At 47.0% G+C, this 26,798-nt stretch carries 35 protein-coding genes, 1 pseudogene and 1 riboswitch; of the genes and pseudogenes, 19 read left to right on the top strand and 17 right to left on the bottom strand.

The features are described from left to right. The first annotated feature begins 68 nt into the window (after window positions 1–68). Window positions 69–152 (top strand): putative holin-like toxin, encoded by an 84-nt coding sequence (locus MKY62_RS06530; RefSeq protein ID WP_016885898.1) that lies wholly within the window; start codon window positions 69–71, stop codon window positions 150–152. Between the two features lie 602 nt (window positions 153–754). Beyond that, entirely contained in the window at window positions 755–1,741 is a 987-nt protein-coding gene (locus MKY62_RS06525; protein ID WP_003180748.1) for a glycoside hydrolase family 43 protein, read from the top strand. 87 nt (window positions 1,742–1,828) lie between these two features. Here the strand turns inward: MKY62_RS06525 and MKY62_RS06520 are convergent, their stop codons facing one another. From MKY62_RS06520 to MKY62_RS06505, 4 genes are all read right to left on the bottom strand, one after another. Next, window positions 1,829–2,263, bottom strand: coding sequence for an SMI1/KNR4 family protein (locus MKY62_RS06520; protein WP_035334158.1), 435 nt, complete (start codon window positions 2,261–2,263; stop codon window positions 1,829–1,831). A gap of 94 nt (window positions 2,264–2,357) precedes the next feature. Next, window positions 2,358–3,731, bottom strand: coding sequence for a serine hydrolase (locus MKY62_RS06515; RefSeq protein WP_003180744.1), 1,374 nt, complete (start codon window positions 3,729–3,731; stop codon window positions 2,358–2,360). Window positions 3,732–3,908: 177 nt separating this feature from the next. Then, window positions 3,909–4,193: a hypothetical protein gene (locus MKY62_RS06510; RefSeq protein WP_003180743.1), complete on the bottom strand. Its 285-nt coding sequence runs from the start codon at window positions 4,191–4,193 to the stop codon at window positions 3,909–3,911. After that, window positions 4,183–4,752 (bottom strand): MarR family transcriptional regulator, encoded by a 570-nt coding sequence (locus MKY62_RS06505; protein WP_003180741.1) that lies wholly within the window; start codon window positions 4,750–4,752, stop codon window positions 4,183–4,185. The genes MKY62_RS06510 and MKY62_RS06505 overlap by 11 nt, the downstream gene beginning before the upstream one ends. Window positions 4,753–4,923: 171 nt before the next feature. Between MKY62_RS06505 and MKY62_RS06500 the strand changes: the two genes are divergently transcribed. Continuing rightward, a complete protein-coding gene (locus MKY62_RS06500) occupies window positions 4,924–6,114 on the top strand; it encodes a DUF819 family protein (protein WP_003180739.1) in 1,191 nt (396 codons plus the stop codon). A 45-nt stretch (window positions 6,115–6,159) separates the two neighbouring features. Here MKY62_RS06500 and metC read toward each other — a convergent pair whose 3' ends face one another. Beyond that, complete coding sequence (gene metC / locus MKY62_RS06495; RefSeq protein ID WP_003180737.1) at window positions 6,160–7,335, bottom strand: cystathionine beta-lyase; 1,176 nt, start codon at window positions 7,333–7,335, stop codon at window positions 6,160–6,162. Continuing rightward, window positions 7,325–8,449 carry a methionine biosynthesis PLP-dependent protein gene (locus MKY62_RS06490; RefSeq protein ID WP_003180736.1) on the bottom strand — a complete coding sequence of 375 codons (1,125 nt, stop codon included), beginning with the start codon at window positions 8,447–8,449 and terminating at the stop codon, window positions 7,325–7,327. The genes metC and MKY62_RS06490 overlap by 11 nt, the downstream gene beginning before the upstream one ends. A 65-nt stretch (window positions 8,450–8,514) precedes the next feature. Beyond that, window positions 8,515–8,631: riboswitch (SAM riboswitch) on the bottom strand. 127 nt (window positions 8,632–8,758) lie between these two features. Here MKY62_RS06490 and MKY62_RS06485 point away from each other — a divergent pair. The 10 genes and pseudogenes from MKY62_RS06485 (at window position 8,759) to MKY62_RS06440 (ending at window position 15,719) form a co-directional block, all read left to right on the top strand. Further along, window positions 8,759–9,706: a YafY family protein gene (locus tag MKY62_RS06485; protein WP_003180735.1), complete on the top strand. Its 948-nt coding sequence runs from the start codon at window positions 8,759–8,761 to the stop codon at window positions 9,704–9,706. Between the two features lie 80 nt (window positions 9,707–9,786). Continuing rightward, on the top strand, window positions 9,787–10,275 hold the full coding sequence (locus MKY62_RS06480) for a DinB family protein (protein WP_003180734.1): 489 nt from the start codon (window positions 9,787–9,789) through the stop codon (window positions 10,273–10,275). Between the two features lie 11 nt (window positions 10,276–10,286). Continuing rightward, entirely contained in the window at window positions 10,287–10,742 is a 456-nt protein-coding gene (locus tag MKY62_RS06475) for a helix-hairpin-helix domain-containing protein (protein ID WP_003180732.1), read from the top strand. Between the two features lie 111 nt (window positions 10,743–10,853). Beyond that, window positions 10,854–11,576, top strand: a complete 723-nt coding sequence (locus MKY62_RS06470; protein ID WP_003180731.1) for an esterase family protein — start codon at window positions 10,854–10,856, stop codon at window positions 11,574–11,576. A 64-nt stretch (window positions 11,577–11,640) separates the two neighbouring features. Further along, window positions 11,641–12,150 carry a YjcG family protein gene (locus MKY62_RS06465; protein ID WP_003180728.1) on the top strand — a complete coding sequence of 170 codons (510 nt, stop codon included), beginning with the start codon at window positions 11,641–11,643 and terminating at the stop codon, window positions 12,148–12,150. 9 nt (window positions 12,151–12,159) lie between these two features. Continuing rightward, window positions 12,160–12,579, top strand: coding sequence for a GNAT family N-acetyltransferase (locus MKY62_RS06460; RefSeq protein ID WP_003180726.1), 420 nt, complete (start codon window positions 12,160–12,162; stop codon window positions 12,577–12,579). Window positions 12,580–12,744: 165 nt separating this feature from the next. Next, window positions 12,745–13,074, top strand: a pseudogene (locus MKY62_RS06455) (GtrA family protein); the annotation flags it as partial. Window positions 13,075–13,156: 82 nt separating this feature from the next. Beyond that, window positions 13,157–14,053, top strand: coding sequence for a UTP--glucose-1-phosphate uridylyltransferase GalU (galU, locus tag MKY62_RS06450; protein WP_167511163.1), 897 nt, complete (start codon window positions 13,157–13,159; stop codon window positions 14,051–14,053). Then, the gene (galE, locus tag MKY62_RS06445; protein WP_003180718.1) at window positions 14,050–15,036 is read left to right on the top strand and encodes a UDP-glucose 4-epimerase GalE; all 987 of its coding nucleotides are present in this window, start codon (window positions 14,050–14,052) and stop codon (window positions 15,034–15,036) included. The genes galU and galE overlap by 4 nt, the downstream gene beginning before the upstream one ends. A gap of 95 nt (window positions 15,037–15,131) precedes the next feature. Further along, the gene (locus MKY62_RS06440) at window positions 15,132–15,719 is read left to right on the top strand and encodes a DedA family protein (RefSeq protein ID WP_003180716.1); all 588 of its coding nucleotides are present in this window, start codon (window positions 15,132–15,134) and stop codon (window positions 15,717–15,719) included. 39 nt (window positions 15,720–15,758) lie between these two features. Here the strand turns inward: MKY62_RS06440 and MKY62_RS06435 are convergent, their stop codons facing one another. Then, window positions 15,759–16,016 (bottom strand): hypothetical protein, encoded by a 258-nt coding sequence (locus MKY62_RS06435; protein WP_003180714.1) that lies wholly within the window; start codon window positions 16,014–16,016, stop codon window positions 15,759–15,761. 121 nt (window positions 16,017–16,137) lie between these two features. Here MKY62_RS06435 and MKY62_RS06430 point away from each other — a divergent pair, with 121 nt between their 5' ends. Beyond that, on the top strand, window positions 16,138–18,417 hold the full coding sequence (locus MKY62_RS06430) for an ATP-dependent helicase (protein ID WP_339613999.1): 2,280 nt from the start codon (window positions 16,138–16,140) through the stop codon (window positions 18,415–18,417). A gap of 38 nt (window positions 18,418–18,455) precedes the next feature. Here the strand turns inward: MKY62_RS06430 and MKY62_RS06425 are convergent, their stop codons facing one another. From MKY62_RS06425 to MKY62_RS06405, 5 genes are all read right to left on the bottom strand, one after another. Beyond that, window positions 18,456–18,713 carry a stage VI sporulation protein F gene (locus tag MKY62_RS06425; RefSeq protein ID WP_003180710.1) on the bottom strand — a complete coding sequence of 86 codons (258 nt, stop codon included), beginning with the start codon at window positions 18,711–18,713 and terminating at the stop codon, window positions 18,456–18,458. A 126-nt stretch (window positions 18,714–18,839) separates the two neighbouring features. After that, complete coding sequence (locus MKY62_RS06420; protein ID WP_020450965.1) at window positions 18,840–18,971, bottom strand: YjcZ family sporulation protein; 132 nt, start codon at window positions 18,969–18,971, stop codon at window positions 18,840–18,842. 79 nt (window positions 18,972–19,050) lie between these two features. Further along, window positions 19,051–19,260 carry a hypothetical protein gene (locus MKY62_RS06415; RefSeq protein ID WP_003180706.1) on the bottom strand — a complete coding sequence of 70 codons (210 nt, stop codon included), beginning with the start codon at window positions 19,258–19,260 and terminating at the stop codon, window positions 19,051–19,053. Window positions 19,261–19,343: 83 nt separating this feature from the next. Then, window positions 19,344–19,469 (bottom strand): hypothetical protein, encoded by a 126-nt coding sequence (locus MKY62_RS06410; RefSeq protein WP_254926386.1) that lies wholly within the window; start codon window positions 19,467–19,469, stop codon window positions 19,344–19,346. 77 nt (window positions 19,470–19,546) lie between these two features. Then, window positions 19,547–19,903, bottom strand: coding sequence for a DUF1360 domain-containing protein (locus tag MKY62_RS06405; RefSeq protein ID WP_003180704.1), 357 nt, complete (start codon window positions 19,901–19,903; stop codon window positions 19,547–19,549). Between the two features lie 147 nt (window positions 19,904–20,050). Between MKY62_RS06405 and MKY62_RS06400 the strand changes: the two genes are divergently transcribed. From MKY62_RS06400 to MKY62_RS06380, 5 genes are all read left to right on the top strand, one after another. After that, a complete protein-coding gene (locus tag MKY62_RS06400) occupies window positions 20,051–20,437 on the top strand; it encodes a spore coat protein (protein ID WP_003180700.1) in 387 nt (128 codons plus the stop codon). 48 nt (window positions 20,438–20,485) lie between these two features. Beyond that, complete coding sequence (locus tag MKY62_RS06395; protein WP_003180698.1) at window positions 20,486–20,839, top strand: hypothetical protein; 354 nt, start codon at window positions 20,486–20,488, stop codon at window positions 20,837–20,839. 67 nt (window positions 20,840–20,906) lie between these two features. Further along, window positions 20,907–21,413, top strand: a complete 507-nt coding sequence (locus MKY62_RS06390) for a spore coat protein (protein ID WP_003180696.1) — start codon at window positions 20,907–20,909, stop codon at window positions 21,411–21,413. 132 nt (window positions 21,414–21,545) lie between these two features. Further along, entirely contained in the window at window positions 21,546–22,028 is a 483-nt protein-coding gene (locus MKY62_RS06385) for a CotY/CotZ family spore coat protein (protein ID WP_003180694.1), read from the top strand. Window positions 22,029–22,178: 150 nt separating this feature from the next. Then, window positions 22,179–22,628: a CotY/CotZ family spore coat protein gene (locus MKY62_RS06380; RefSeq protein WP_339613998.1), complete on the top strand. Its 450-nt coding sequence runs from the start codon at window positions 22,179–22,181 to the stop codon at window positions 22,626–22,628. Window positions 22,629–22,664: 36 nt separating this feature from the next. Here the strand turns inward: MKY62_RS06380 and MKY62_RS06375 are convergent, their stop codons facing one another. From MKY62_RS06375 to MKY62_RS06355, 5 genes are all read right to left on the bottom strand, one after another. Continuing rightward, window positions 22,665–23,144, bottom strand: coding sequence for a CotO family spore coat protein (locus tag MKY62_RS06375; protein ID WP_003180690.1), 480 nt, complete (start codon window positions 23,142–23,144; stop codon window positions 22,665–22,667). 102 nt (window positions 23,145–23,246) lie between these two features. After that, entirely contained in the window at window positions 23,247–24,023 is a 777-nt protein-coding gene (gene fabI, locus MKY62_RS06370; RefSeq protein WP_003180687.1) for an enoyl-ACP reductase FabI, read from the bottom strand. Between the two features lie 156 nt (window positions 24,024–24,179). Continuing rightward, entirely contained in the window at window positions 24,180–24,998 is an 819-nt protein-coding gene (gene thiD, locus MKY62_RS06365; protein ID WP_003180685.1) for a bifunctional hydroxymethylpyrimidine kinase/phosphomethylpyrimidine kinase, read from the bottom strand. Between the two features lie 24 nt (window positions 24,999–25,022). Further along, window positions 25,023–26,033, bottom strand: coding sequence for a thiazole biosynthesis adenylyltransferase ThiF (locus MKY62_RS06360; RefSeq protein WP_339613997.1), 1,011 nt, complete (start codon window positions 26,031–26,033; stop codon window positions 25,023–25,025). Then, entirely contained in the window at window positions 26,030–26,797 is a 768-nt protein-coding gene (locus tag MKY62_RS06355) for a thiazole synthase (protein ID WP_003180679.1), read from the bottom strand. The genes MKY62_RS06360 and MKY62_RS06355 overlap by 4 nt, the downstream gene beginning before the upstream one ends. Window position 26,798: the final 1 nt, after the last annotated feature.

The raw sequence follows: 26,798 nt of genomic DNA, 5'->3' as shown, positions 1-26,798 counted from the left end.
AAAATATTCTTTGTACAACGTTTCGGCTCACTCAAGGGAAGCTGGCTCATCCCCTATGAAAGGGGGTGATGCTTATGACGACATTCGAAACAATCTCGTTAATGATTGCTTTTGGCATGTTAATTGCCGTGTTGTCGAAGAAAGAAAAATAGACTTCCCTTGAGCCCTGGTAAAGTTCATAGGGAAAGTCTATTTTAAAATGGCTGAGCCAAGCCCTTGTTGGGCCGCTTTGTACACTCGACTCGACTGTTGGCGCAGTCGGGTCTTTTTTATTTTATGCATTTCTTATAGAAATAATACACCTGAACGTTTAATAAACCGTACGTAGATGACGCGCCTGTGGTCTTTTGTGATGCATTATTTTGACAGTCTATCTTCAAATTCATATTATCAATTTCACCCCACTAAATCAACTAAAAGAGTCATTCACCTTCCGGGGCTAATGAAAATATTCGAGGGGAGACCGTGCTTCTTTTTCCAACGCTTTTTATTTTCTCCACGAACATCTCAAAGTTTTTGATAATTGGCCCAACGTAAAATGTTCCAATATGAGCCAAAATAATTACATCATCCCATTAACATTCAGACGATGAAATGACTTTTAGGTGATTGTTTTTTTAATATGGATATTTTCTGGTTTTTTCGTTTTATTTTAGGACTAGAAAACAAGTCCTTTGGCTGATTGAGAGACAGCCAATCCCTGCTAAAATAAAGTTCGTCTTGTTGGGAAATATTTCACAAAAGTGAGGGCCGAATGTTAAAGACATCGAAATTTGAAAGGAGAACAACTGTGGCTAAGACTATCATTTCTGGTTTTATTTTATTTTTTCTGCTTATTTTCTCGGCGGCTGAACCAACATCAGCGGCTTTTTGGGATACAAAAGGAGACAACGTTATTCATGATCCTTCCATGATTAAAGAAGGAAATACATGGTATACATTCGGTACTGGTATCGGCAATGGAATCCGCGTCATCAAATCGACAGACGGAAAAACGTGGAGCCCAGCGCCAAGTATTTTTACAACTCCATTATCATGGTGGAAAAAGTACGTGCCAAACCATGAAAAAAACCAATGGGCGCCTGATATCAGCTATTACAATGGTCGCTATTGGCTTTATTATGCGATATCCGCGTTCGGCTCCAATACTTCGGCGATCGGACTGGCTTCAACAGACCGGATCTCTTCCGGAAATTGGCGCGACGACGGGCTTGTCACCCGGACGACGACCTCGAACAATTATAATGCGATCGACCCTGAGTTAGTCATTGATAAAGAAGGAAATCCGTGGCTGTCCTTCGGCTCGTTTTGGAGCGGCATCAAGCTGACAAAGCTTGATAAAAAAACAATGAAACCTACAGGGAAGGTTTATTCGATCGCATCAAGGCCGAGCCATGGCGGAGCGGTTGAAGCGCCGTCTATCACATATAAAAACGGCTACTATTATTTATTCGTTTCGTTCGATAAATGCTGTCAAGGTGTGAACAGCACGTATAAAATCGCTTACGGCCGCTCAACAAAAATTACGGGACCTTACTATGACAAAAGCGGCAAGAAAATGACGGAAGGCGGAGGCACAATCCTCGACTCCGGAAACGACCAATGGAAGGGCCCGGGCGGCGCAGATATCGTGAACGGCAACATCATCGTCAGACATGGTTATGATGCGCTTGACAATGGAGCGCCTAAGCTGCTGATTAATGATTTATACTGGGATTCCAAAGGATGGCCGAGGTATTAGTTTTTAAACCGAGCAGATATTTTTCTGCTCGGTTTTTTCTGTTATTTTAGCAGTCCAGCTTTGCAAGAACTCCATCCAAAAAAATGTTCAATCTTCCATATCTTCAAAGTATCGATCATTTTGATCAACTTTTTTGATAAATCCCTCTATAGAGTCAGCTATTTTTTTATCAAAAAAGAATACCGATGACTTATCGGTATCATTTAAATCAAGCGTTAAATATACACCTTCATTTACCTCATAAAAAACAAGCCTGTCTTCATCTTCATATATATCATCTAAATCAGGGTCAAATTCGTAAATATCTTCCCTTAAAGTGATATCTGCGATAGTAGCGGGGTCTAAAAATCTGTTTATTGCACTTTTATTCCCTCTTATAAACCCGTACCCAATTTCTAAATAAAATTCTCTGAGTTCTTTAGGAAATCGGAAACCAAGTCTATCTTCCGCTTTTATTAGATCGTTTTCTTTTAACTCATAAAACTCATGATGACTATTTTTTATAAAATTAAATTTGTTCAGCCTCATGAACCTCCTTATAGATGGCATCAGAAATTCAGCCAGGCTGATATCCCCACAACTTCGAACGATTAATTTTCTTCATGACAAACAACGTTCATACCTTGCTGCTTGATTCCACTATCCGCACCGCTTCTTCCTCTGCGCCATTTTGATAAATAATCAAGCGGGTGACCACACCATCCTCCAAAATAAATTCCACTTCAACAGACAATGACCTGAGGAAAAAGCGCGTTTCCGAGGCTGGAAATAATTCAAAACGGATCTGTCCGGTGATTTGCATATAAAGCCGTTCTTTATCAACTGTCACATCAGCGGCGGTGCCATCCTGAAGTGAATAACTTCCGACATATCTTTTGTAAATGGCCGGATCGATCTCTTTTTTCTTTTTATCGGCAGGGCGATCAGGGATTTTGTAGGCCTTGTCAAACAGGATATTTTCAACGGCTTCAAAGATGGCCTGTTCATATTCATCATCCTGTTCCACATTGCTCAAATAAATGAAGGTTTTTCGTTGATCGATATATCGGATCATTACGGTTGAATAGCCTGGCCAGCCGCCGCTGTGACCGACAATTCGCCCTGTTTCAGGACTGTCCCGAAGCACCCATCCACACCCGTAATCTACAGACTCTCCGTTTTTCAGAGACGCGGGAGTAAAAGCAAGCTCTTTTGAGACTTGATTGATCAAACAATCTGTATATAAGGCCTGGTCAAACAAATATAAGTCATGAATGGTTGAGTTTACGGTTCCGTCCCCCTGAACCCCGTCAAGATAGGAGACATATTTTGTTTCTTCAACATCATCAGGCAGAACGTACTGTTCTGTATGCACGTCATACACATATCCATACGCATAGTTCTCAATGGTTTCAGGTTGAAGCCTTCTGTTATACACCCTTGAGTTCAGCATTTCCACCGGTTCAAAGATATTTTTTTTCATATATTCGGCAAAACTCAGACCGGATGCCTTTTCAATAATAACCGCAAGCAGCACATATCCCGTATTGCTGTACAGCCAACCTTCACCCGGGGCAAAATAGCGTTGCGGCTGATGATTCATCAGCATATCAACGATATCTTGATTAACAGCAATCTTGTTATGATCCCAATGTTGTAAAAACCACTCCATATAATCGGGCAGACCCGACGTATGTGTCAACAAATCGTGAATCGTTATGCCTTGATAAGGAAATCCGGTTATCCACCGTTCTACGGGATCCTCAATATTCAATACCCCTTGCTGTGCTAATTGAAGGATGCCCAAAGCAGTGAACGGCTTGGATAGCGATGCTAATTCAAATAAGGAATCCTCCTGCAATAAACGCTTATCTGCCAAGTTTGCATAACCGAAGGCGCCTTGAAAAAGAATGTCTCCGTCTTCAGCGACTAATACCGCCGCGTTGATCTGCTTTTTTTCATTTAACACACTAAACAGGTTAACAAGTTGTTCTCTTTTTTTCTGTTTCACTTTTCCACCTCCCTTTCTTTATACGCATATGGAAATAAGAGGTTTCAACTAAAAAAAGACAAGACTGCTTCTTGTCTTTGAAATCGCTAGTCTACAATTCTAATAAGTTTCAACATCCTTTTCGCAAGTCACTCATTGATCTACGGTGCGACTCATTAGCCCCAGCACAAACGAATGTCAAATCGATTTTTGATTTCGGCGAAAAAATGTTGCAAACAGCAATAAAACGTTGCTCAAAAGACTTGCCGCCCCTAACCAGACGAGCCATTCCGCCTTTGTCCCCCAGGAATATCCAATGATGATCAGAGCAATGCAGCTTGAGAAAAAGGGTCCTGTCCTGTCTAATTTTGTGCCGCGGCGAATGGTTTCCTTTGTCTGCAGGAATTTATCTTTTGCATGATAGAGCTTCTCCTTTCCTTTGATTTTAAAAGTTGTTGCTTTTACATAAAGATTATTTTTCATCATTTTCTCCTCCGTAGCGGCGTTTCTCAAATTTTTCGAGAATCTTTTCTGTATCTAATGAATTTCCTACGCCAAGCTGAATGTTTGCATTCTCCTCAAAACCGTCTTGTTCTTCACCGTCAAAACGGTAAAGCTTTTGCAGCAGCCGCCAAAATGTCGCAACCTCTTCGGCAGTAAACTGCTGAAACAAGTCAGCCAAGAAATAGACGGACCTTTCGGAACAATCCACCAGCGCTTTCTTTCCTTCAGCGGTCATTTCAATATTAATAGAGCGTTTGTCTTTTTGATTTGGCACTGATTTAACATAACCTTTTTTGATCAGACCTGTCATCAGCTTGTTGGCGGTCTGTTTGGTTGTGCCAAGCTTTTTGGAGATATTCGTAAGCGTGGCAGTTTCAGTCGGCAAATGCGCGATGGCGATGAGTGCCATGTGTTGCCTCGAAGTTAATATTTCCATGTATTCGTCACCTGCGGTTTGCACCTTATTGACAACTGAAAACAATGTCGCATAGCTTTGCTGCATCAAATGTAATTCGTTGATTAAGCTGTTGGTATCCATTTGTTCTCTCCTTTGAATATAGTCAACATGCTGACGAATATACAATACTCTTACTCGTTAATTTTGTCAACATGGTGACTATTTTTTCGTGATTGATCAATTGGACATTCCGTTTTACACTATTTAATTATCTGATAATTAAAAATATAGGATGAGAATAGGGGGAATATAATGAATTCTTCACTCATTTCAGCGGATGATGCATGGATGCTTTGGGGGTTTATTGCGGTGTGGGCGGCGGTGAGTATTTATTTGGAGCAGCGGTATCGCTGGGCTGCGGCAGTATCGGGGGCTGTACTGGCGCTGGGCGGATCAATGCTGTTTACGAATGCGGGGATTCTTCCGGCCGAGTCGCCCGTCTATGATGCGGTGTGGTCCTATGTTGTTCCGCTTGCGATACCTTTGCTGCTTTTTCAAATCAATGTGCGGAAGATCCTGAAAGAAAGCGGCAGACTTTTGATGATGTTTTGCATCAGCGCGCTGGGCACTGCGGCCGGAAGCGTCATTGCTTTTTTTCTGTTTAAGGATCAGATTCCGCACCTTGATAAAATCGGCGGCATGATCAGCGCCTCTTATATCGGGGGAGGCGTGAATTTTGCAGCGATGGCCGCCAAGTTCTCAACTCCCGGTGAGTATGTATCATCGACGGTGGTTGCGGATAATTTTATGATGGCTTTTCTTTTTTTCATTTTAATGGGGATACCGGCGCTAACATGGTTTCAAAAACGCTTCGGCGTTCAGGAAGTGGCGGGCGGCCGCGAAAATCAGGCGGAAGCCTATTGGAAGAGAAAAGACATCTCCTTGCAGGACATCGCTTTAAACATCGGAACCGCCTTTGCGATCGTTGCTGTGTCTGTAAAAGCAGCGGCTTTTTTCAAGGAACGTTTTTCTTCTGACGGAGGATTTCAGTTTCTTGCCTTTATTCTGGGCGACCAGTTCCTGCTGCTGACGACGCTGACAATTTTGCTGACGGTAGTGTTTCCCCGCTATTTTGAACGGCTGCGCGGCTCACAGGAGATCGGGACTTATTTGATTTACTTATTCTTTGTCGTGATTGGCATTCCGGCGGATTTGCGGATCATCCTCATGAACGCCCCGCTCCTCCTGGCATTTGTCTTTGTGATTGCCATGTCCAACCTGCTCGTATCGCTCTTCTGCGGAAAGCTGTTTCGTTTTCGGCTCGATGAAATTCTCTTGGCTTGCAACGCATCTGTCGGCGGACCGACGACAGCGGCGGCGATGGCGATTGCCAAAGGCTGGCGGGGCCTCGTTGCTCCCGTAATGCTGGTCGGGACGTTCGGATATCTGATCGGCAATTATGTCGGCACCTTCTTGGGCACATGGTTTTCCACCCTGTTATAAATGGCAAAAAAAGGCACGGATTCCTTGACGAATCCGCGCCTTCTTTTATGAACGGGCAAGCGCTCCGGATACGGCTTCCAACGCTTGGGCAAAGTCCGCCTGTAAATCATCGGCATTTTCGACCCCGACGCTCAAGCGCAGAAGTCCGTCGGTAATGCCCCGTTTTGTGCGCTCCTCCTTCGGCATGGCGGCGTGCGACATTTTTGCCGGATAAGAAAGGATCGACTCCACAGCTCCAAGACTGACGGCGAAGACAGGGAGAGAGACATTTTCCACAACCTGTTTGACGGCTTCCGCATCCTCAAGTTCAAAAGAAAGGACCGCACCTGCGCCGTTCGCCTGGTGTTTGTGGATCGATGCACCCGGATGCGAAGACAGCCCTGGATAATACACTTGTTTGACGGCCGGATGTTTTTCGAAAAATTCGGCGAGCTGCTGAGCCGTCCTGCTTGCTTTTTCAAGCCGCACTTGGAGCGTCTTCAGCCCTCTCAGCACAAGCCAGCAGTCTTGGACGCCGAGAACAGCGCCGAACGAATTTTGCAGCTTATAGAGTTCTTCTCCGAGCTTTTTGTCTTTCACGACGGCAAGGCCTGATAATACGTCGCTGTGTCCGCTTAAAAACTTCGTCGCGCTGTGAAGCACAATATCGACGCCGAGCTCGAGCGGCCGCTGCAGCGCCGGGGTCATAAACGTGTTGTCAAGAAACGTCAGACAGCCGTGCGCCTTGGCAAGCTTGACGACGCCTCTGATATCCGTAATGCCGAGCGTCGGATTTGACGGTGTTTCAAGGTAGATGACTTTTGTATTTTCCTTTATGTTTAAAGCAATTTCATTTAAATCCGTCATATCGACGAAAGTATGTTCAATCCCGAAGCGGCTCAGCACTTCCGTAATCATCCGGTAAGTGCCGCCGTACACATCTTTTGTGACAAGCACGTGATCGCCCTTTGACAAAAGCAGAAAGGCGGTGGAAATCGCGGCCATTCCGGATGAAAAAGCAAATCCCCTCGTCCCTCCCTCAAGCTCGGCTATCGTGTCTTCAAGCGACGTTCTTGTCGGTGTGCCTGACCGGCTGTAGTCATATTCGCCGAATTTGTCAAAAGAATCTTGATGAAAGGTTGATGCGTGCTGGATCGGCACGCTGACGGCTCCGGTTGCTCCGTCCGTTTTATTTTGGTTATGAACAAGCCTTGTTTCAAGCGTCCAGTTTTCATGACTCATGCGGAACCGCCTCCCCTTTTACTTTTTCCAGCGCAGCTTTTAGATCCTGCTTTAAATCGGAGACGTGTTCGATTCCGACTGAAAAGCGCAGAAGTCTGTTGCAGACGCCGTTTGCAATTCGGATGTCTTCCGGGATATCCATATGGGTCTGTGTCGCCGGATAGGTGATGAAGCTTTCGACTCCGCCGAGGCTTTCGGCGAAACAGATCGTCTTGAGATTTTTCAGCAACGGATTAACCCATTCTTCTTTTTGAACGCGGAATGACAGCATGCCGCCTTTTCCCGGATAAAGAACATCGGCAATTTCCTCCTGCTCTTCCAAAAAGGCCGCAAGTTCCCGCGCGTTTTCCTGATGCTGTCTCATCCTGAGAGCGAGCGTCTTCATCCCTCTCATTAAGAGCCATGAATCGAACGGCGATAAAACCGCGCCGATGGCGTTTTGGTGCTGGAACATTTCCTCAGACAGCTCTTCGCCTTTTGCAACGACAAGCCCCGCCAAAAGATCGTTATGACCGCCCAAATACTTCGTCGCGCTGTGAATGACAAGATCAGCGCCGAGCTCAATCGGCTTTTGCAGAACCGGTGTATAGAACGTATTGTCAACAATGAGCAGCAAGTCGTGCTCTTTAGCGATTTGCGCGATTTTTTGAATATCAGCTTCCTGCATGAGCGGATTTGTCGGCGTTTCTACAAACAGTGCCTTTGTATTGTTCGTGATTTTCGACTTGATACAGTCTTCGTCTGAAAAATCGTCGTAGAAAAAGCGAAGTCCGTATTTCTTCCATTCGTTTTCAAAAAGGCGGTACGTTCCCCCATATAAATCGGACGAAACGATGAGCTCATCCCCGCTTTGAAACAGAGCCATGATCGTCTGAATGGCAGCCATACCGGAACTGAACGCAAAGCCGCGCGTTCCCCCTTCGAGTTTCGCGATTGCATCTTCAACAAGCTGTCTTGTCGGATTTTTTGTGCGAATGTAATCAAACCCTGTGGATTCCCCGATCCCTTTGTGCCTGTACGCAGAAGAGAAATAAACGGGAGGATTGACAGTTCCCGTTATTTCATCACTGCGGTTGCCGATTTGCGCCAGCGTTGTTTGTACATGTTCAGTCATATGACACCATCCTTTTAAAAATAAAAAACCCCTTCTTCATAAGAAGAAGGGGGATTATGCGCTTCTTCTTATCTTCCAAGCATCTGCTTGCTGGATTTAGCACCTTGGTACACTGACATCGTCAGTGCAGACCGGTTGCTGAGGTTTCAAAGGGCCAGTCCCTCCACCTCTCGTGATAAGAATCTCTTCAATTTTCTGATTGTTCTTTACTTTAACCTAAGTCAAGACATTTTTCAAGGGTCATTTTTAAATCTTTCCTCATATTGAACATGGTATGATGAAACCAAACGACGGAACCGGAGGAATCAGATGCCAAAAACAGAGCGATTAATCGAATTGATGATGACCGTTCATACAAAACGAAAATTTACGGCCGGGGAGCTCGCAGCAGAATTCGGGGTTTCCTACCGCACGATTCTCCGCGATCTGGACGAGCTGAGCGCGCTCGGCGTCCCGATCTATTCTGAAACAGGCGCGAACGGAGGCTATTATTTGCTGAATGAACCTGTGCTTCCGCCGCTCTTTTTTACACAATCAGAGGCGGCGGCTATGTTTTTCGCGTATCAATCTCTGCAGTTTTTCGGATCGCTTCCCTTTGATGCGGAAACGCGGATGGTTTTAAAAAAGTTCTACCGCCACCTTCCCGTGGAAACACAGGAGCGGATTGATGCGATGAAAGACAGAATCGTGTTCTGGAATCCGCATCGTCCAAAAGCCGCCGAACATTTAGAAACGCTTCTTGATGCAGCCATCAATCAATCCGTTTTGACGGTCGTTTATGACGGAACAGACGATTGCGCGGAGAGATCCATCCAGCCCATCGGCTTGTTCAGCTGGAACGGCTTCTGGTACTGTCCGGCCTATTGCTTTAAAAGGCAGGCGTTCAGACTGTTCCGCGCCGACCGCATCCTTCGGGCGGAAAAAGCGGCCAGCCCGCTGGCCCGCCAGCTTCCCTATCCATCGGTTCTCAGCTGGATCAAACATTCGGAGAGCGAGTGCCCTGAACCGGTGCGGCTGCAAGCGGAACTGACACGCAGAGGAGCCAGGCGGGCTGCGGCTGATGTGGACTTATTCAAGATCCTCACCATGCGGGATGACGGAACGGGGGCGATCGATGCAAACCTCCCCAGACCAGAACTTGAGTATTTCGGGGAACTTTTGTGGAACCTCGGCACTGAGGCAACTGTCAAAGAACCCGCAGAAATCAAGCTTCAGCTGAAACGGAAGGCTGCTGACATTTTAGCAAGGTACGACTGACTTTTTTTAAGAATCGTGACAAAGCCTGTCAGGATTAGGTGATACTTTTAGAATAAAGCAAAATGTAAAGGATGAAGCAAATGAAGCAAGTTCAAGCCCTGCGGAGCGATTTGTTCCACGAGATGGAGACGGGCATCCGCTCCACGTGTCATCTTCTGAAAAAAGTGAAGGAATCTGACTGGTCTTACCGGCCCGCCGACCGCATGCGAAGCCTGAAAGAACTGGCAAGCCATCTGACGGCCATCCCAGAAGCCGACATGGCTATCATGCAGGAAAAGGAAGAGGCCGCCATCTCCCGAATTGAAAAGAAGTATAGTGCATTGCAGTCGGCTGACCAAATGGCTGAAGCTATGCAGAAAGGATTCGCCGCTTTTCAAACGTATATGACTTCCCTCTCCGACGAGGAATTTTTGACGAAAAAAACAAAGCCGTTTTACCTTGATGAAGGGATGACCCAAAGCCGCTGGCTGACGGAAACGCTCACCCACGTCTTCCATCACAGGGCCCAGCTGTTTAATTATTTAAAACAGCTCGGCTATGACGTCAACATGTTCGATCTGTATCTTTAAAAGGTGTTCATATGAAGCTGCCTCTGACAAAAAAAGAACGGTCAAACTTAAGGACAGCCAAGGTAAAAATAAAAAACACGGCATATATGGATCTGTCCGTCCTTGCACATACGCTCGGTTCGTCTTTGGAGCGCGCCGCATACATCAAGGCGCTCGCCCAGTTTCAAACCGCTCCTTCCATCGGGCCGAAAATGGCGCAGTGCGCCGTTGACCTGGGCTACTATTCCCTTGGCGACATCAAGCATGAATCAGGTGCGGATTTGATCATCCGCCTCGAAAAACTGAAAGGCTACTGGGAAGATCCTTGTGCAGAAGATGCGCTGCGATGCATCGTCCATTACGCCAACGATCCCGAAAGCGCTAAAAGCTGGTGGGATTTCACAGAGGAAAGAAAAATGTACCGCGAACGCTGCGGATACCCTCCGGATAGACCGTCAACGCCCTGGTACGAAAAAAAACGGACATAAAAAATCACGGCTGCCGAACAGTTCGGCAGCCCTTTTCGCTTCTTTCACAAGAGAATTTCGTGTTAAAATGAATGGAAACGTTCACAAACATTATTTCTGGAGGAATTCATCTTGGCTATGAAAACAGGAGTCATTCAGGAGAAGAAGCTTTTTTCGGAAGAGCTCGGCGAGGAAATGGAGCTTCTCGTCTATTTGCCGTCATCCTTCTCGCCGCTTTACAAATATCATGTGATCATCGCACAGGATGGACATGACTATTTCCGCCTCGGGCGCATCAGCAGACAGGTGGAAGAACTGCTGGCGAACGGCGAAATCGAAAGAAGCATCATCATCGGCATTCCGTACAAAAACGTACAGGAAAGAAGGCTTACATACCATCCGGAAGGGTCAAAATTCGAAGCGTATAAACGTTTTTTGGCAAATGAACTCGTCCCTTTCGCCGACAGTGAGTACCCGACATACCAAGTCGGATCAGGCAGGACGCTGATCGGAGACTCGCTCGGAGGAACGGTTTCCCTCATGACGGCGCTTGACTATCCGAATATGTTCGGAAACGTCATTATGCAGTCACCTTATGTCGACCGCCATGTTCTCGATAAAGTGAAACAGTCCGATTCCCTGCAGCTTATTTCAATTTGCCACCAAATCGGAGAGAAAGAAACCGCCGTCAAAACGACTGATGATCAAATTTTGGATTTCACCGGTCCAAATGAGCAATTAAAAGAATTGCTTGAAGAAAAGCAGACAAACTACGATTTCAAAGCTTTCGACGGGGATCACAAGTGGACATACTGGCAGCCGCTCATCACCCCCGCTTTAAAAAAAATGCTGTAGCTCTCTGTATATCGGCCCATCTTTGATATACTAAACCATATCAATTGTTTAAGGAGGGAACAAAATGAAATACGGTATTGTGCTATTTCCATCAAAAAAACTTCAGGACATTGCAAATTCCTACCGAAAACGCTATGACCCGAATTACGCTTTAATTCCGCCCCACCTTACATTAAGAACACCTTTTGAAGTGTCCGAAGACGAGATCGCGAGCGTCGTAGGACACCTGAGGGAACTTTCAAAAGAGCTGAAACCGGTCACGCTGAAGATTACAAAATTCAGTTCCTTTGCCCCTGTCAATAATGTCATCTATATGAAAGCCGAACCGACAGAAGAATTGACGCAGCTTCATGAAAAAATGTACAGCGGCGTTTTGGAAGACAAACCCGAATATGCGTTTGTTCCCCATGTCACAGTCGCACAAAAGCTGTCAGATGATGAGCATTCCGACGTCCTCGGCACGCTGAAAATGAGAGACGCGTCGCACGAAGAAGTCATCGACCGCTTTCATCTGCTTTACCAATTGGACAACGGATCATGGACCGTCTATGAAACTTTTATTTTAGGAGCGTGAAGAAAGCCAGTGGAAGCCGTCATTGTGAAGAATCAACAACAGCTTGAAGACGCCTTCTTTGTTAGAAAGGAAGTCTTTATCAAGGAGCAGCACGTATCACCGGAAGAAGAAATGGATCATCTCGATCAGGAATCTTCACATCTCGTCATCTATGACGGAAAAGAGCCGATCGGCGCTGGCCGGCTACGGCTTGTCGACGGCTATGGCAAACTTGAACGAATCTGTGTACTGAAAAGCCACCGCTCCCTCGGCATCGGCAACCTGATCATTCAGGCGCTTGAAGAGGAAGCCGCCAAGCAAGGCGCGGTTCAATTCATGCTGAACGCGCAGACACAGGCTGTTCCCTTTTACGAAAAACACGGCTATAAAGTCGTGTCTGAAGAATTTTTAGATGCGAATATCCCCCATGTCAAAATGGTCAAAAAGTAACCGTTCCGCTTTTTAAGCGGAACGGTTTTTCTTTTCCTCAGAAAACATTTCATAGTTTGTTCATCTTTTGTTTATCGTTTATTCAACATTGTCTATTAAAGTTGTTTCTAAGCTTTTACGAAGCCCCACACAAAATAGACGGGAGGTAAACAGCCGAATGCCGTTATGAACAAAAAAAACATCACCACACTCGCCCGTTTCGGGATAGTCGGAGCCGGAAACACACTCGTTGATTTCGCCGTGTTTTTCATCCTTACGTCCCTCCGCGTACCCTATCTGGCCGCACAGCTGTTTTCCTATTCGGCAGGCGTAGCAAACAGCTATATCTGGAATCGGACATGGACGTTTCAAGTAAAGGAAAAAGCGCATGGCGCGGAAATCGTCCGGTTTATCATAATCAATCTTGCAGCAGCGGGCGCTACATTTGTCCTTCTGTATATTTTTCAAAAAGCCGGCCTTTCCCTTTTTGTCAGCAAAATGTCCGCAACAGTCGCATGAATGGCGATCAACTTTATCGGAAACAGGCTTTGGGTGTTTCAAAAACCCGGAACAGATTCATAAAAAAGACCAGGAGTGAATAACCATGAAAGTAAAAAAAGCAGTCATCCCAGCAGCCGGTTTGGGTACAAGGTTTTTGCCGGCAACAAAAGCGCAGCCGAAAGAAATGCTGCCGATTGTCGATAAACCGGCTATACAATATATCGTGGAAGAAGCTGTTCAATCAGGAATAGAAGACATCCTTATCATTACAGGAAGAAATAAGCGTTCGATTGAAGACCATTTTGACCGCTCTATCGAACTGGAGCAAAATCTGTTCGCCAAAGGAAAAAATGATGTGTTAAAAGAGATACGCGACATCGCCGATATGGCGAATATTCATTATATCCGGCAAAAGGAGCCCCTCGGTCTCGGACATGCGGTGTTATCGGCCAAGCATTTCATCGGTGATGAGCCGTTTGCCGTCCTTCTCGGCGACGACATCATGGTGTCAGAAACGCCGGCGCTTCGGCAGCTGCTCGAAGTATTTGAAGAATATCAGACAGAAGTAATCGGCGTTCAGCCAGTCGATCCGGCGGACGTGAGCAAATACGGCATTATTCAGACGTCCGCGCAAAAGAACAAAGTATATCAAATTGACGATCTTGTGGAAAAGCCGTCTGTCAAAGAAGCCCCTTCAAATATCGCGGTTATGGGCCGCTATGTGCTGAGGCCTTCGATTTTCCCTGTGCTCGAACAAACGAAGCGCGGTGCGGGAAATGAAATTCAGCTGACTGACGCACTAAGGGAAATCTGCCGGGAACAAAGCATGTATGTGCGCAAATTGGAAGGAAGCCGCTTTGATATCGGCGACAAGCTGGGCAGTTTTAAAGCGAGTACGGAAATCGCTCTTATGCGGGACGAGATGCGGCCAAAAATGCTCGCCTACCTGGAAAGCGTCCTAAAAAAAGAGGCGCAGAAAGGAGCATGGCAATGACATCCGTACTCGTTACAGGGGGAGCCGGATACATCGGCAGCCATACCGTACTCGAATTAACAAAGCAAAACCGCTCCGTCGTCGTGCTTGACAATTTATCTACCGGACACAGGGAAGCCGTCAGCGGGATCAGCTTTTACGAAGGCGATATCGGTGATACGGCACTTGTCAAAGCCGTCATCAAACATCATGATGTCGATGCTGTCATCCATTTCGCCGCCAAAAGCCTTGTGTCCGAATCGATCGAAAAGCCTGAGCTCTACTTTAGGGAAAACACGCTCAAGTCTTGTGCATTCTTCGAAACGGTCATCAAGGAAGGCGTCAAAAACATCGTCTTTTCGTCGACCGCCGCCGTATATGGCATCCCGGAGAACGTCCCGATCAAAGAGACAGCCCCCCTCTCCCCTGTCAATCCTTACGGGGAATCGAAGCTGGTGATCGAAAAATACTTGCACTGGGTCGGGAAAACGCACGGTGTCAAATGGGCAGCCCTCCGCTACTTCAACGCGGCCGGCGCCGCTTTAAACGGAGCTATCGGCGAGGATCACGATCCTGAAAGCCATCTCATTCCCCTCGTCCTGCAGACGGCTTTGGGACAGCGAAAGCAGCTGTCCATTTTCGGAGATGATTACCCGACACCGGACGGAACATGCATCAGGGATTATATTCACGTCCTCGATCTGGCTTCCGCCCACCTGGCGGCTCTTGACAGGTTATATGAAGACAGACTGAAGCAAAATGTTTATAATGTAGGGACAGGAGCCGGACATTCCGTAAAAGAAATCATTGAAACCGCGGAAAACATGACAGAGCGAAGCATTGCAGCAAAAACGGACGAGCGCAGAGCGGGGGATCCGCCAGTGCTTGTGGCGGACAGCCGGACACTGATGGAAGATACCGGATGGAAGCCGCAATACAGCGATTTACAAACCATCATTCAAAGCGCGTGGCAATGGCACAGGGCGCATCCGGACGGTTTTTGAGATTCGCTTGTATCCCGCGCGGGCGGCAGGGAAACATCCCGGCGGCTGCTCCAACGTTCGGCTGATGAAATCAAAAGCAGGGAGAAAAAACGAAAATGGGAAGCATAGTGAATGATATTTTAATGTGGCTGACCGATCTTGGCTATTTCGGCATTGCAATCGGTTTAATGATCGAAATCATCCCGAGTGAAATCGTACTGGCCTACGGCGGATACTTGGTGTCAAGCGGCTCCATTACGATGACAGGGGCCGTGATCGCCGGCGTCATCGGGGGAACGATTGCTCAATTGTTTTTATACTGGATCGGCTATTACGGCGGAAGGCCGTTTTTATACAAATACGGAAAGTACTTATTGATCCAAAAGCATCACATTCAAACGGCCGAAAAATGGTTTGAGAAATACGGCGGAGGCGTTGTCTTTTCCGCCCGCTTCATTCCCGTGGTCAGGCACGCCATCTCCATTCCGGCAGGAATTGCGAAAATGCCGATTTTAAAATTCACAGGTCTGACCGTGCTGGCCATCATACCGTGGTCGATATTATTCGTCTACCTCGGCATACAGCTCGGCAGCCAGTGGGACCATGTTGAAAATGTGGCGAGAACGTACACGACTCCGATTATGATCGGAGCGGCCGCTATGATTATTCTGTATTTCGGACTCAAAAAACTGCGCAAAAAATAACGAAAACCCCGGTATAAAAGCCGGGGTTTGTTTCATCTTTCAAACGGACTCGTTAACGTAGCGTCCGCTTTCCGCCTTTTCCGCAACACGGCGGTTCAGCGTTTTTTTTCGCTTCTTTTCCAAGACCCGCCTAAAAGCCGCAGTCTGGTTTTCCTCTCTTTTTTCGACTTCGCGGTAGGCGCGCTCGCTTGGGATATTGGCGGTTTTTTGTATATGCGCATAGTTCGATTTTTGGCTGATGCTGCGATTGGCGTACTGTGTATATTGATCATGATGGACAGGCGGCAAATATCCCATTCGATCTCCTCCTCATCAGCTTTAATTCCCAAAAATCTACTGTTTTAAACGGTTTTCATTTGATATGATAGACGTTGTCTCATAACACTAGACGATTACCCATTAATTGGAGGACCTCTTTTTGAAATGCGCCCGATTCAATAACCGAGACATTCATATACATACATATTCGAGAGAACACCTGCAATTCCTCTTTGATGAAGCAAGAAAAGACAGAATCACGTGTAAACATTGCGGCTTGCCTCTCAGACTGAAATTGTCGATTCATGAAGAACCACATTTTTTCCACCGGGAAAACGGGGATTTTTCTCAATGTGAAGCAGCTTGCTTAAACGAGAAGACAGAGCAATCCAGACAGAACGACTATACAGAAAGCGGCGTGTTCCGTCTCCCGAAAGGCAAAGCGATCGGAGAGGAAAAGAAGACGGATGCGGACTTCTGGACGCCGCCTCGCGAAGCTTCCATCCATTCTCCTTTCTCCCCAGCGGAAGAAACGGCCCCGGAACCGGTCTTTCCGAATGTGCCGCTGAATGAGAAACAGCTTGCCGCCGTGACGGCCCCCGAAGAACCCCTTCTCGTTCTGGCCGGCGCGGGAAGCGGAAAAACACGGGTATTAACCGCGCGAGCGGCTTATATGATATCCCGGCTCGATATCCCGCCTTCCGCCATTTTGCTCGTCACATTCACGACAAAAGCCGTGAAAAAAATGAAAGAGCGGATGGCCTCGCAATACGGATTGCCGATGCAGACTGTGAACCGCCTCGTGACAGGCACCTTCCACAGCTTTTTCTACAAAATTCTTTATCACCATGATCCGGCAAGATGGAATGGCGAGCACCTGCTGAAATGGGAATGGCAAAAAGAACAATACATCAAAATGGCCCTTGCCGAAGAAGGGCTTGATGAAAAAGATTTTCCGGTTGATCAGGCGATCCAGCAGATCGGCTACTGGAAGAACGCTTATCTTCCGGGCGAACAGATTCCGCTGGAAGACGAATGGGAAAAGCGGGTTCACCGTCTGTACCGTCAATATGAAGAACAAAAAGCTGCGCGGCGCCAATTCGATTTCGACGATATGGCATCTGCATGCTGGCAGCTGTTTCAAGAACAGCCAGACATTTTAAAACGATATCAGACGCGCTTTCACGCGATTTTGATCGACGAATTTCAGGACATTAACCCTGTTCAGTATGCCATCATCAAGCTGTTGGCGAGCCCGGAAAACAACCTGACCTGTGTCGGGGATGATGACCAGTCAATCTACGCGTTCAGAGGCAGCAGCCCTTCTTTTATACTCGATTTTGAAAAAGATTATCCGAAGGCGAAAACGGTCCGCCTCACGACGAATTACAGATCGAGCCATCCGATTGTGGCAAGCGCTGATATGGTCGTGAGGAAAAATAAAAAGCGTTTTCCGAAAACATTAAGTGCCGCGAGAGATGACCGCCAAAAACCGCTTATATTTTATCCTTATGATGAAGAGGAAGAAGCGATTATGATCGTCTCTGATATCCAAGAAAAAATTGAAATGGGCGCTAAGCCTGATGACTTCGCCATCCTATACCGGACAAACAGCAGCGGGCGCGCAATCTTTGAACGTCTGCACCAGTCAGCTATTCCGTACACGGCTGAACAAGGCGTCCGGTCGTTTTACAGCAGGAGGATCGTCCGGCAGATCCTGGCTTATCTCTACTTAAGCCATAATCAGGATGACGCGGAAGCCGTCAAACAGATTTTACCCGCCCTCTTTCTCAAGCAGTCCGCATTAAATACGCTTAAAGCGCTCTCGATTACCGAAGATTGCACGATGGTTCAGGCGCTTGAAAAATTGACTGACATTAAACCGTTTCAGCTTGATAAAATAAAAAAAATCGTTCCTTTTTTCCCAGGCTTAAAAACGATGAAGCCGGTTGAAGCCATCTCTTTCGCAGAAGAAAAGATGGGCTTTTCCGATTACCTGAAAAAGCGCGGAAACGAAGGGAACAAGCTCGAAAAAGGGTCTGACGATCTGCGGGATCTCAAAACAGCGGCAAAAAAATTCAAAACGATCCCCGAATTTCTTGAGCATGTCGATCATATGAGAGCAGCGGAAAAGCAAAAAGCTGACGGATACGGTGTTCAGCTTTTAACAATCCACCGTGCGAAAGGGCTTGAATTCAAAACGGTCTATATCCTGGGGGTGCAGGACGGCTCGATTCCGCATGACTTTGCCCTTGAGACAGCGAGAAAAGGCGACGAAACCGCTCTTGAAGAAGAGCGGAGGCTGCTGTATGTCGCCATGACCCGGGCCGAGGATCGCCTGTATATCAGCGTCCCTTCCGTCAGAAGGGGCAGAACGGCATACCGCTCAAGGTTTTTACAGCCTGTTTTACGCCCGAATCCCCAGGTCCAGCTGCAATAAAAGACACCGTGCCCTCCTTTTATCGGAAGGCGCGGTGTTTATTTTTTGCTGTTCATCATTTTCGCGATCGTGTTGAAATCCATTTTTTCCTTGCCGCTTACAATGGATTCAACAATCTTATCTTCCATTTCCTGCGGAACCCGTTTGTTCGCCAATTTAGCGACGCGCTTAATCACGCTGCGGACCGTTTTTTCATCCTTGAAGTTGGCATTTTGCAGCGAATTTGCGAGCTGCATGACGTCATTCATGCTGACGCCCGTTTTCTTTTCGATGTTTTTGAAAAATTGATTGTCCATACCTATGCCTCCTTTTTGGGAGTGATACGCTATCTTATGCATCTTTGAAAAGCCTTGTGCTTTTCCCGTTCAAAAAGAAGAGGACCCGGCACACATGCCGCCGCCCTCTTCGCTTCAACTCAAAAACTAATATTTAAAAGAAGCGCCGACAATAATGAGAAGAATAAACAAGACAACGATCAATACAAACGTTGAACCATAGCCGCCGCCATAGCCCCCGCTGTAGCCGCCGCCGTAGCCTCCGCCACAAAAGCCCATCTAAAGCACCTCCTTTTCTCTCTACACGATATGACAGTTGATAGGATTCGCTTGGATTGATGCATAGGGCTTCCGTGGATTATTTATAGATGCCCGGCAGACTCACGTCCTCTCCCAGCCATTTTTCAGCATTCTCTGCAAACGCTTCGACCTGCCTGCCGAAGTGTTCGGCAGAACGGTCAAATGTCTCCAGTTCCTTCTGCTGCTCAAAGATCACCCGGTCATGGCCGGCTTGCGTTTGATCGTGCTTACGGCATATTGATTCAACCAGCTGTTCAAATACATTCATCGCTTTTCCCCCTTATGATGGTGTATGCATCAGAAGAAAAATTGGCAACAAAAAAACCGGACTGTATCCGGCTTTTTTTGATATTAATAGGTTCTCTTTTTTTTGCCGCATCCGCAGCCTTTTTTCTTCACTTTTTTTGAGAAAGTGGACTGATGATTGCTGGAAGCGTTCGTTAATCGGCCTTGCTGCCTTCTTTTCACTTGTCTCATTGCATTCCTTCCTTTCTCATGCTTATACGCCATTATATGAGTCTTCTTTTCATAAGTTGCCAATGATAAATCCCCATTCAATCGAGCCATTTGGACACGATCGTTTCCAGTACCCCAGCAAGGCCTGCTATGGCAAGCAGAAGAATCAGCCATTCGGCAATGGTCGGAACAAATGCGTAAAGAACAAGCAAAAACGCGGTACACCACACACCCGTGCACCAATAACAGCTCAACAGCTCGCCGATCCACGCTCTCACGCCTTTTCCTTTCATGACAAGATATGTCTCGGTCTCTCCCGTTTTTTCGTTTTTTTCTTCAACCTCTTCGTGAAACAGGCTTCTAAACGGCGCCATGATCGTATCAAACACGACCAGCCGTGTCAGCCGAAATACCGCGATAGAAAATAGAATATATAAAAGCCAGCTTTGTATCACAGGGCTCCCCCTTTCCTGCTTCCAAATATATGCCGGAACCGCCTTCCCTAAAACAGCAAATTTGGGTGCTGAAATGTATGTTTTCCTCATTCCGCTAAGTTACCGGTCTGCATTTAATAAAGTGTGGATAAGAAAGGAGTGAAAGTTATGTCGTTTCATGAAAAAGCCGAAGCGCTGTACGCAGAAACATTTGACGAATTATACCGGGAATATGACCAGCTCATTGAAGTGATTGATTCCGAACATGTCACTGTAAACACGGCAAACATAACAGCAGCTCTCTCTTTACAAGCCACTGTGATCTCTTTGACGATTTTATCGGCTCAGCTTGCGATCGAAGACGAGGATACAGCAGACATCGTAACAGAACATGTTTTAGCCGTACACAGGCTGCAAAGCAGGAGAAGAGTCATCATCAAAGTCATCGGCAGCCGCAATGTCACCATTACGCTTTCCTCGCTGGAGATCCTGCTTTCCGTCCAAGTTTTAACCGAAGTGCTGATCGCGCTTATCACAGAGCTTGACATACTTTAAGCCTTCCTTTCTTTCTAATATTTTTTGAGAAATTGAGGTGAAAAACAATTGGCAGATCGCGAAAAGCTTAAAGCGGAAGTAAATCCGCTGACAAATACGCTTGTGCAAAATATCCTTAGAAAACACGGCGTTTCAAAAGACAATGTGCGAACGCTGTCTGAGGAAGAAAAAGAAAACATCTTAAAAATACTCGAAGATTTAAAGGCGCAGTCCGAGGCTCTCATCCAGCGGCAGCAGGAAAAGAAGAAAGAAGCGAACAATGAATCATCATCACAATCCGAAGAACGCCCGAGACGAAGAAGAGAACGTTCAGGTAAAAATAAATTAAGAGAAAAGCTGAGACAAAGAAGGCAGCAGGAGAACACCGCCCAAACCGAAGAAAAAAATGGGGATTTGGAGTAGGGTATCTGCCATATACAAGTTCGAGCCTTCAAACATTTAATAATAGTAAATGGAAGGAGGAAAACAAATGGAAACTAGACCATATTCTTGGGTTGCGCTAGATCCAGAATGCGAGCATCCGGGAACTGAGTATTATCCGAGACACCCTAAGAAACACGTTTGTGACGATTACAACTGCAAGTGCGGTAAACACGATGCATTTATCAATCAGGAGCTCGACCAGCTCAACCTGAACAAACAGCTGTCAGATGAGACAATCATCATCAAGGATTCTTGCGATATCCGAGTCTCTACAGAGGATACTCAAGTTGTCGCATCTGTTATGACTGCGGTGCAGACGGCAATTGTTACAATCGTTCTGGCAATCATTGACGATGCTGATCTTGCCGAGCTTGTATCACAAGACTTGCTGCAGGTAACAGCAAACAAGCAAACAAACCGTCAAAAATTAATTATCGACAATTCACGCGATGTCACAGTTACAACAGAAGATACCGATGTCGCCGTCTTGGTCTCTACAGCTGTCCAAACGCTTACCGTTGTTATCGCAACACTTATCGTCGGACTCCTTTAATACAAAAAAGCAGAGCCATCAAGCTCTGCTTTTCTTCATTTTTATAGACGATTACCCACACCAACAAGGGCACGGGTACATATGTTGTTAAAGACTAAAGTCAAATATCCCTATAAAAAGGAGCTGAAATCCATGAGCTGCGGAAAACATCATGGCCGGCATGAAAATTGTGTATGCGATGCAGTAGAACAAATTATAAAAGAACAGGATGCAGTTGAAGAAACATGTCCGACGAGCTGCTTCGGCAATCTGCTGAGTCCGACGGTTTCCGGTAAAGACACCATTCCGTTCCTTTTGTACGACAAAAAAGGCGGTTTATTTTCAACATTTGGAAATGTCGGCGGATTTTCAGATGATATGCAGTGCTTCGAATCGATTTTCTTCCGGGCAGAAAGTCTAAAAGATTGCTGTGCAACGCTTTCAATCCTGAGGCCTGTGGACATAAACGGCGACACATTAAGCGTCTGCCATCCTTGTGACCCTGACTTTTTCGGGCTTGAGAAAACGGACTTTTGCATCGAGGTTGACTTGACTTGTTTCTGCGCGATTCAATGTCTGTCACCTGAACTAGTTGATCGCGCAGCAGACAAAAAACACAATCAGCACCACGGTTAAAAGGTGTCGGACTGCATCAAGCCGGCTGTTATAATCGGCTTGATGCCAGTCTTTTCACGAAAGCTGCCGGCTTTCGGCAGCTCCTTTTACCAATAGAAAAGCCAGGCCGAAAAATGAATTTTTAAATCCTGAACTAGGAGGGATCATAACATGACGAAATGTTCAGCCGAAAACTGCGTGTGCGAAGCCGTTGAAAACATTCACGATCTGCAAAACGCCATTGAGGAAGAAGGCTGCCCGACAAGCTGTTTCAGCAACCTGCTTTCCCCTTCGAGACACTTAGGCGACACCATTCCGTTTATTTTATACACTTCAAAGTCTAAGCCGTTCGTAGCCTTTGGAAATGTCGGAGAGCTTCAGGCAGGCCCTTGCTTCAGCACCGTGTTTTTCAGAGTTGAAAAGATTGACGACTGCTGCGCTACATTGAGACTGTTGATTGCCTTTGATGAAAATCGCCGCGTTCTCGATTTCACAGAAGATAAAGACAAAATTTGCGATGTGTTCCGCTTGGAAAAAACAAATTTCTGCGTCGAAGTGGATCTGGAATGCTTCTGTGCGATCGAATGCTTAAATCCAAAACTGATCAATCGTTCAAATTAAAAAGTCCCTGAATCGGGACTTTTTTTATCGTGTAATTTAAAAGCCAAGCGGGTGCAAGGAAGTAATACTCTCGATTTGCAGTTCCGCCGGAGCCCCTTTGCTCGACGTTTTGACAAATACGGAACCGCCTTTCTTTCCGGCGATCGTTCCTCTGTATGTCTTCCCGTCTGCTTCAATGAGGCAAAGAGTTTTCGGCATATTGCCGGGAAGGCTTGCCAAAAAGTCGATTTTCTCGGCGATGGTCATCTTGCTGAGCGGCTTTTTAATCGGTTTGACTCCTTTTTCTGACCGATTCGCCTCATCGCTAAGCACCGCTTCGGCGCCATCCTTTTCGTCTGGCCGGACGGCTTCATCCTGCTGTTCCTTTCGCCGGGCTTTTTGTTCGGAAGCGTCAGGCTTTGCTTTCTTCTTTCTTTTAATCAGAATATCCTGCATGTTCGCTTCTGCCTTATCATAGTCCGGCTGCACAATATACATGAGCGGCTTTTGCTCCGCATCGTTTTTTCTGCTAGACATCTTGATCCCTCCGATCTGTTCATGGTATATCTATATGCAAAAAAGGAGAAATCAGAAGAAAAGAAAAAGCAATCCTTTAGCGGATTGCTTTTTAGCGTTATGTTATCGCGCGATGATATGATAGCCTGAATCAACATGCAGGTTTTCGCCGGTCATACCGCGGGAAAGGTCGCTGAACAGGAAAGCAGCCGTGTCGCCGACTTCTTCCGGAGTCGTTGTGCGGCGAAGCGGCGCGCGCTCTTCGATTTCTTTTAAAATCGAGTTGAAGTCGCTGATTCCTTTTGCGGACAATGTCCGGATCGGCCCTGCGGAAATGCTGTTGACGCGGATTCCGTCTTTTCCGAGATCGCTCGCCAAGTATTTGACGCTGGCATCAAGCGATGCTTTCGCAACACCCATGACATTGTAGTTGGATACAACGCGCTCGCCGCCAAGGTATGTCAGCGTGACGATGCTTCCGCCTTCAGTCATGATGCCGCGCGCCGCTTTAGCGACCGCTGTCAGAGAGTAGGAGCTGATATTGTGTGCGAGCAGAAAACCGTCGCGGGTAGTATTTAAGTATTCGCCAGCCAAGTCTTCTTTGTTGGCGAAAGCGATGCAGTGTGCAATGCCGTGGATGACCCCGACTTCTTTTTTGATGTCGGCGAAGCATGCTTCAATTTCCTGGTCATTAGTGACATCACAAGGAAGTACGATTGAATCGTTTCGCTCCAAAGAATCAGCCAGCTCCTTGACCGATTTTTCAAGCCGCTCGCCCGCATACGTAAAAATCAGCCTTGCGCCTGCATTGTGAAGCGAGCGGGCGATTCCCCATGCGATGCTTCGTTTATTTGCTACACCCATGACGACGATATTCCGGCCTTCTAGTGATAAATTCATATGTATGAAATCCTCCTAATGATTAACATTTTATTAGTACCTGATCATAATATATAGTATCACAATTAATAGCAGGCTGACAATTTCAGAATATAAAAAGCGGCAGAGGCCGTTTTTGATGCTCTGCCGCGATATTGATTCTTTCTTATTGCGGGACTACAGTTCCAACCCTGCGTTGGATAACTTTTGATATGCAAAATGGTTGGTCGGTCCGTGGCCGGCTCCAAAATCAAGGCTGTGTACAACCGCTTCGTGGACGAAAGCCTCAGCGATGCGGAAAGCTCCTTGAATCCCGTTTCCTTTCGCTGATTGCGCCGTAAGAGCCGCGGCAAATGTACAGCCTGTTCCATGGGTATTTTTCGTCTTAATATAGGAATTGGTTTTTTCTGTGAACGTCTCTCCGTCGAAGAGGAGATCGGTTACTTTGCCATCCTCAGGCTGATGACCTCCCTTGATGATAATGTTGCGGACGCCCATTTCATGCAAGTCACGAGCTGCTTTTTTGCGGTCTTCCATTGTTTGAATGCTTCTCCCTGTCAGCACTTCGGCTTCGGGAATGTTTGGCGTTACCGCATAAGCAAGCGGAAGAAGGCGCCGTTTCAATGTTTCAACAGCTTCCTCATTCAATAGTGAAGCGCCGCCTTTGGCGATCATGACAGGATCGACGATCACACGTTTAAGCTCATATGCTGCAATTTTTTCAGCAGTGACCTCAATCATCTCCGCGCTCCACAGCATCCCTGTTTTCACGGCGTCAGGTTTTAAATCTTCTGCCACTGCATCAATCTGTGCGCCGAGCGCTTCCGGAGAAAGCGGGTAGACGCCGTGAACCCCTGTTGTATTTTGCGCAGTGACTGCTGTCAAAACTGTCATGCCGAAGACGCCAAGCTCCTGAAATGTTTTAATGTCGGCTTGAATGCCGGCTCCGCCTCCTGAATCCGATCCGGCGATTGTTAATGCTTTATATATGCTCATGATGTTTGCACTCCCTTCGGCCTTTTAGCCAATCCACCTGTGATATATCGTTTTCGCGCGATTGATGTCATTCGTTCCGTGAATTAAAGCACGTCCATCCCGAAAAATCACGAACTTAAAATCCTCCGCACGGCAGGAAACTAAATAAGGATTTCCCGTCACATTTAAACCGGCTTTTTTTAATTTGGCAGCAAGCGATTCCAGTTCCAGCGGCTGTTCCGCGGCCGGCCTGATCTGAACCGTTTGTCTGCCGCAAAGAACGGCTGCTTTTGTTTCGTTTTCAGCTGAAAGAAACGGAAACTCGCCTTTTCCGCACGTCGGACATGTCTCATGTTTAAGCGTGTCAGCCCGGACTTCAGACCGCTCATTTGTCCAAATATCAAATGAGCGGAGCATCCCTGACGGTTCATGCCCGGTCAGCAGCTTCAGGGCATCTGTTACCTGGTATGCGGCAACCTGCTGGACGACCGGACCGATCACCCCTGCTGTGTCGCACGTCATGGTATTCGCAGGCAAATGCCCCAAAAGACAATGAAGACACGGCGTTTTTCCCGGAATTACGCTATATGTGATGCCATAGCTTGCGACACACGCGCCGTACAGGAAAGGGATGCCTAATTTGACCGCCGCGTCGTTCATGATCAGCCGTGTTTCAAAATTATCCGTCGCATCGACGATCAGGGACGCTTCCTCCGCAAGCTCGAGCGCTTTTTCCGCAGTAACATCCACTACGATTCCGGTTACTTGAACAGAGCTGTTGATCAGGCGCAGCCTTTTTTCAGCGGCGGCGGCCTTTGGCATATGATCAATCACATCCTGTTCCGTATAGAGCTGCTGGCGCTGGAGATTGCTCCATTCCACATAATCTCTGTCGGCTATCGTCAGCGAACCGACCCCGGCCCTCACCAGCATTTCTGCGCTGGCCGCGCCCAAAGCCCCAGCACCGATCACGAGGACGCGGGCGCGGCTTAATTTTTCCTGGCCGTCCGGTCCGATCGGGTGAAAGAGCTCCTGTCTTGAATACCTGCCGGTCAAATCGTCAACTTCCCTTCTTCAGGGCTGCTGGCGATGCCGTAGTTCTTTTCCGGAATTCGTCCGGCAAGATATCCGAGCCTGCCCGCTTCAACGGCAAGCTTCATAGCCTTCGCCATTTGGACCGGATCTTTCGCCCCGCTCACTGCCGTGTTCAAAAGTACCCCGTCAGCACCGAGTTCCATTGCGTATGACGCATCTTTCGGAGAACCGATTCCGGCATCCACGATAACGGGAACCTTAGCCTGTTCAATGATGAACGACAGGTTGAGCGGATTGATGATTCCTTGTCCCGAACCGATCGGAGAGGCCCCGGGCATAATGGCGTGCACGCCGAGCTCTTCAAGTTTTCTCGCGAGGACGACATCATCCGATGTATACGGCAGTACAATGAAGCCTTCTTCAAGCAAGGTTTCTGACGCCTTCAGCGTTTCTACCGGGTCCGGCAGAAGCGAACGGTCACAGCCGATCACTTCGACTTTGATCATGTCGCAAAGACCGCTTGCTTTGGCAAGCTTGGCGATCCGGACGGCTTCCTCAGCCGTTTTTGCTCCTGCCGTATTCGGCAAAAGCGTATAACGGCTTAAATCGAGCTGCTCCAAAAAATTAGGCTGAGATTCTTCAAAAATATTCATCCGTCTGACGGCAAACGTCAGGATCTCCGATTCAGATGCGCTGACGGCCTCTTTTTGAATCTCAAATGACGGATACTTCCCTGTACCGAGCAATAATCTTGATGAAAATTGACGATCTGCGATTTTTAACATA

This window comes from Bacillus sp. FSL R7-0646, from assembly GCF_037969865.1.
Taxonomy (GTDB): Bacteria; Bacillota; Bacilli; order Bacillales; family Bacillaceae; genus Bacillus; species Bacillus licheniformis.
The sequence above is the reverse complement of the archived record's forward strand: the minus strand, read 5'-3'. Positions and strand labels throughout refer to the sequence as shown.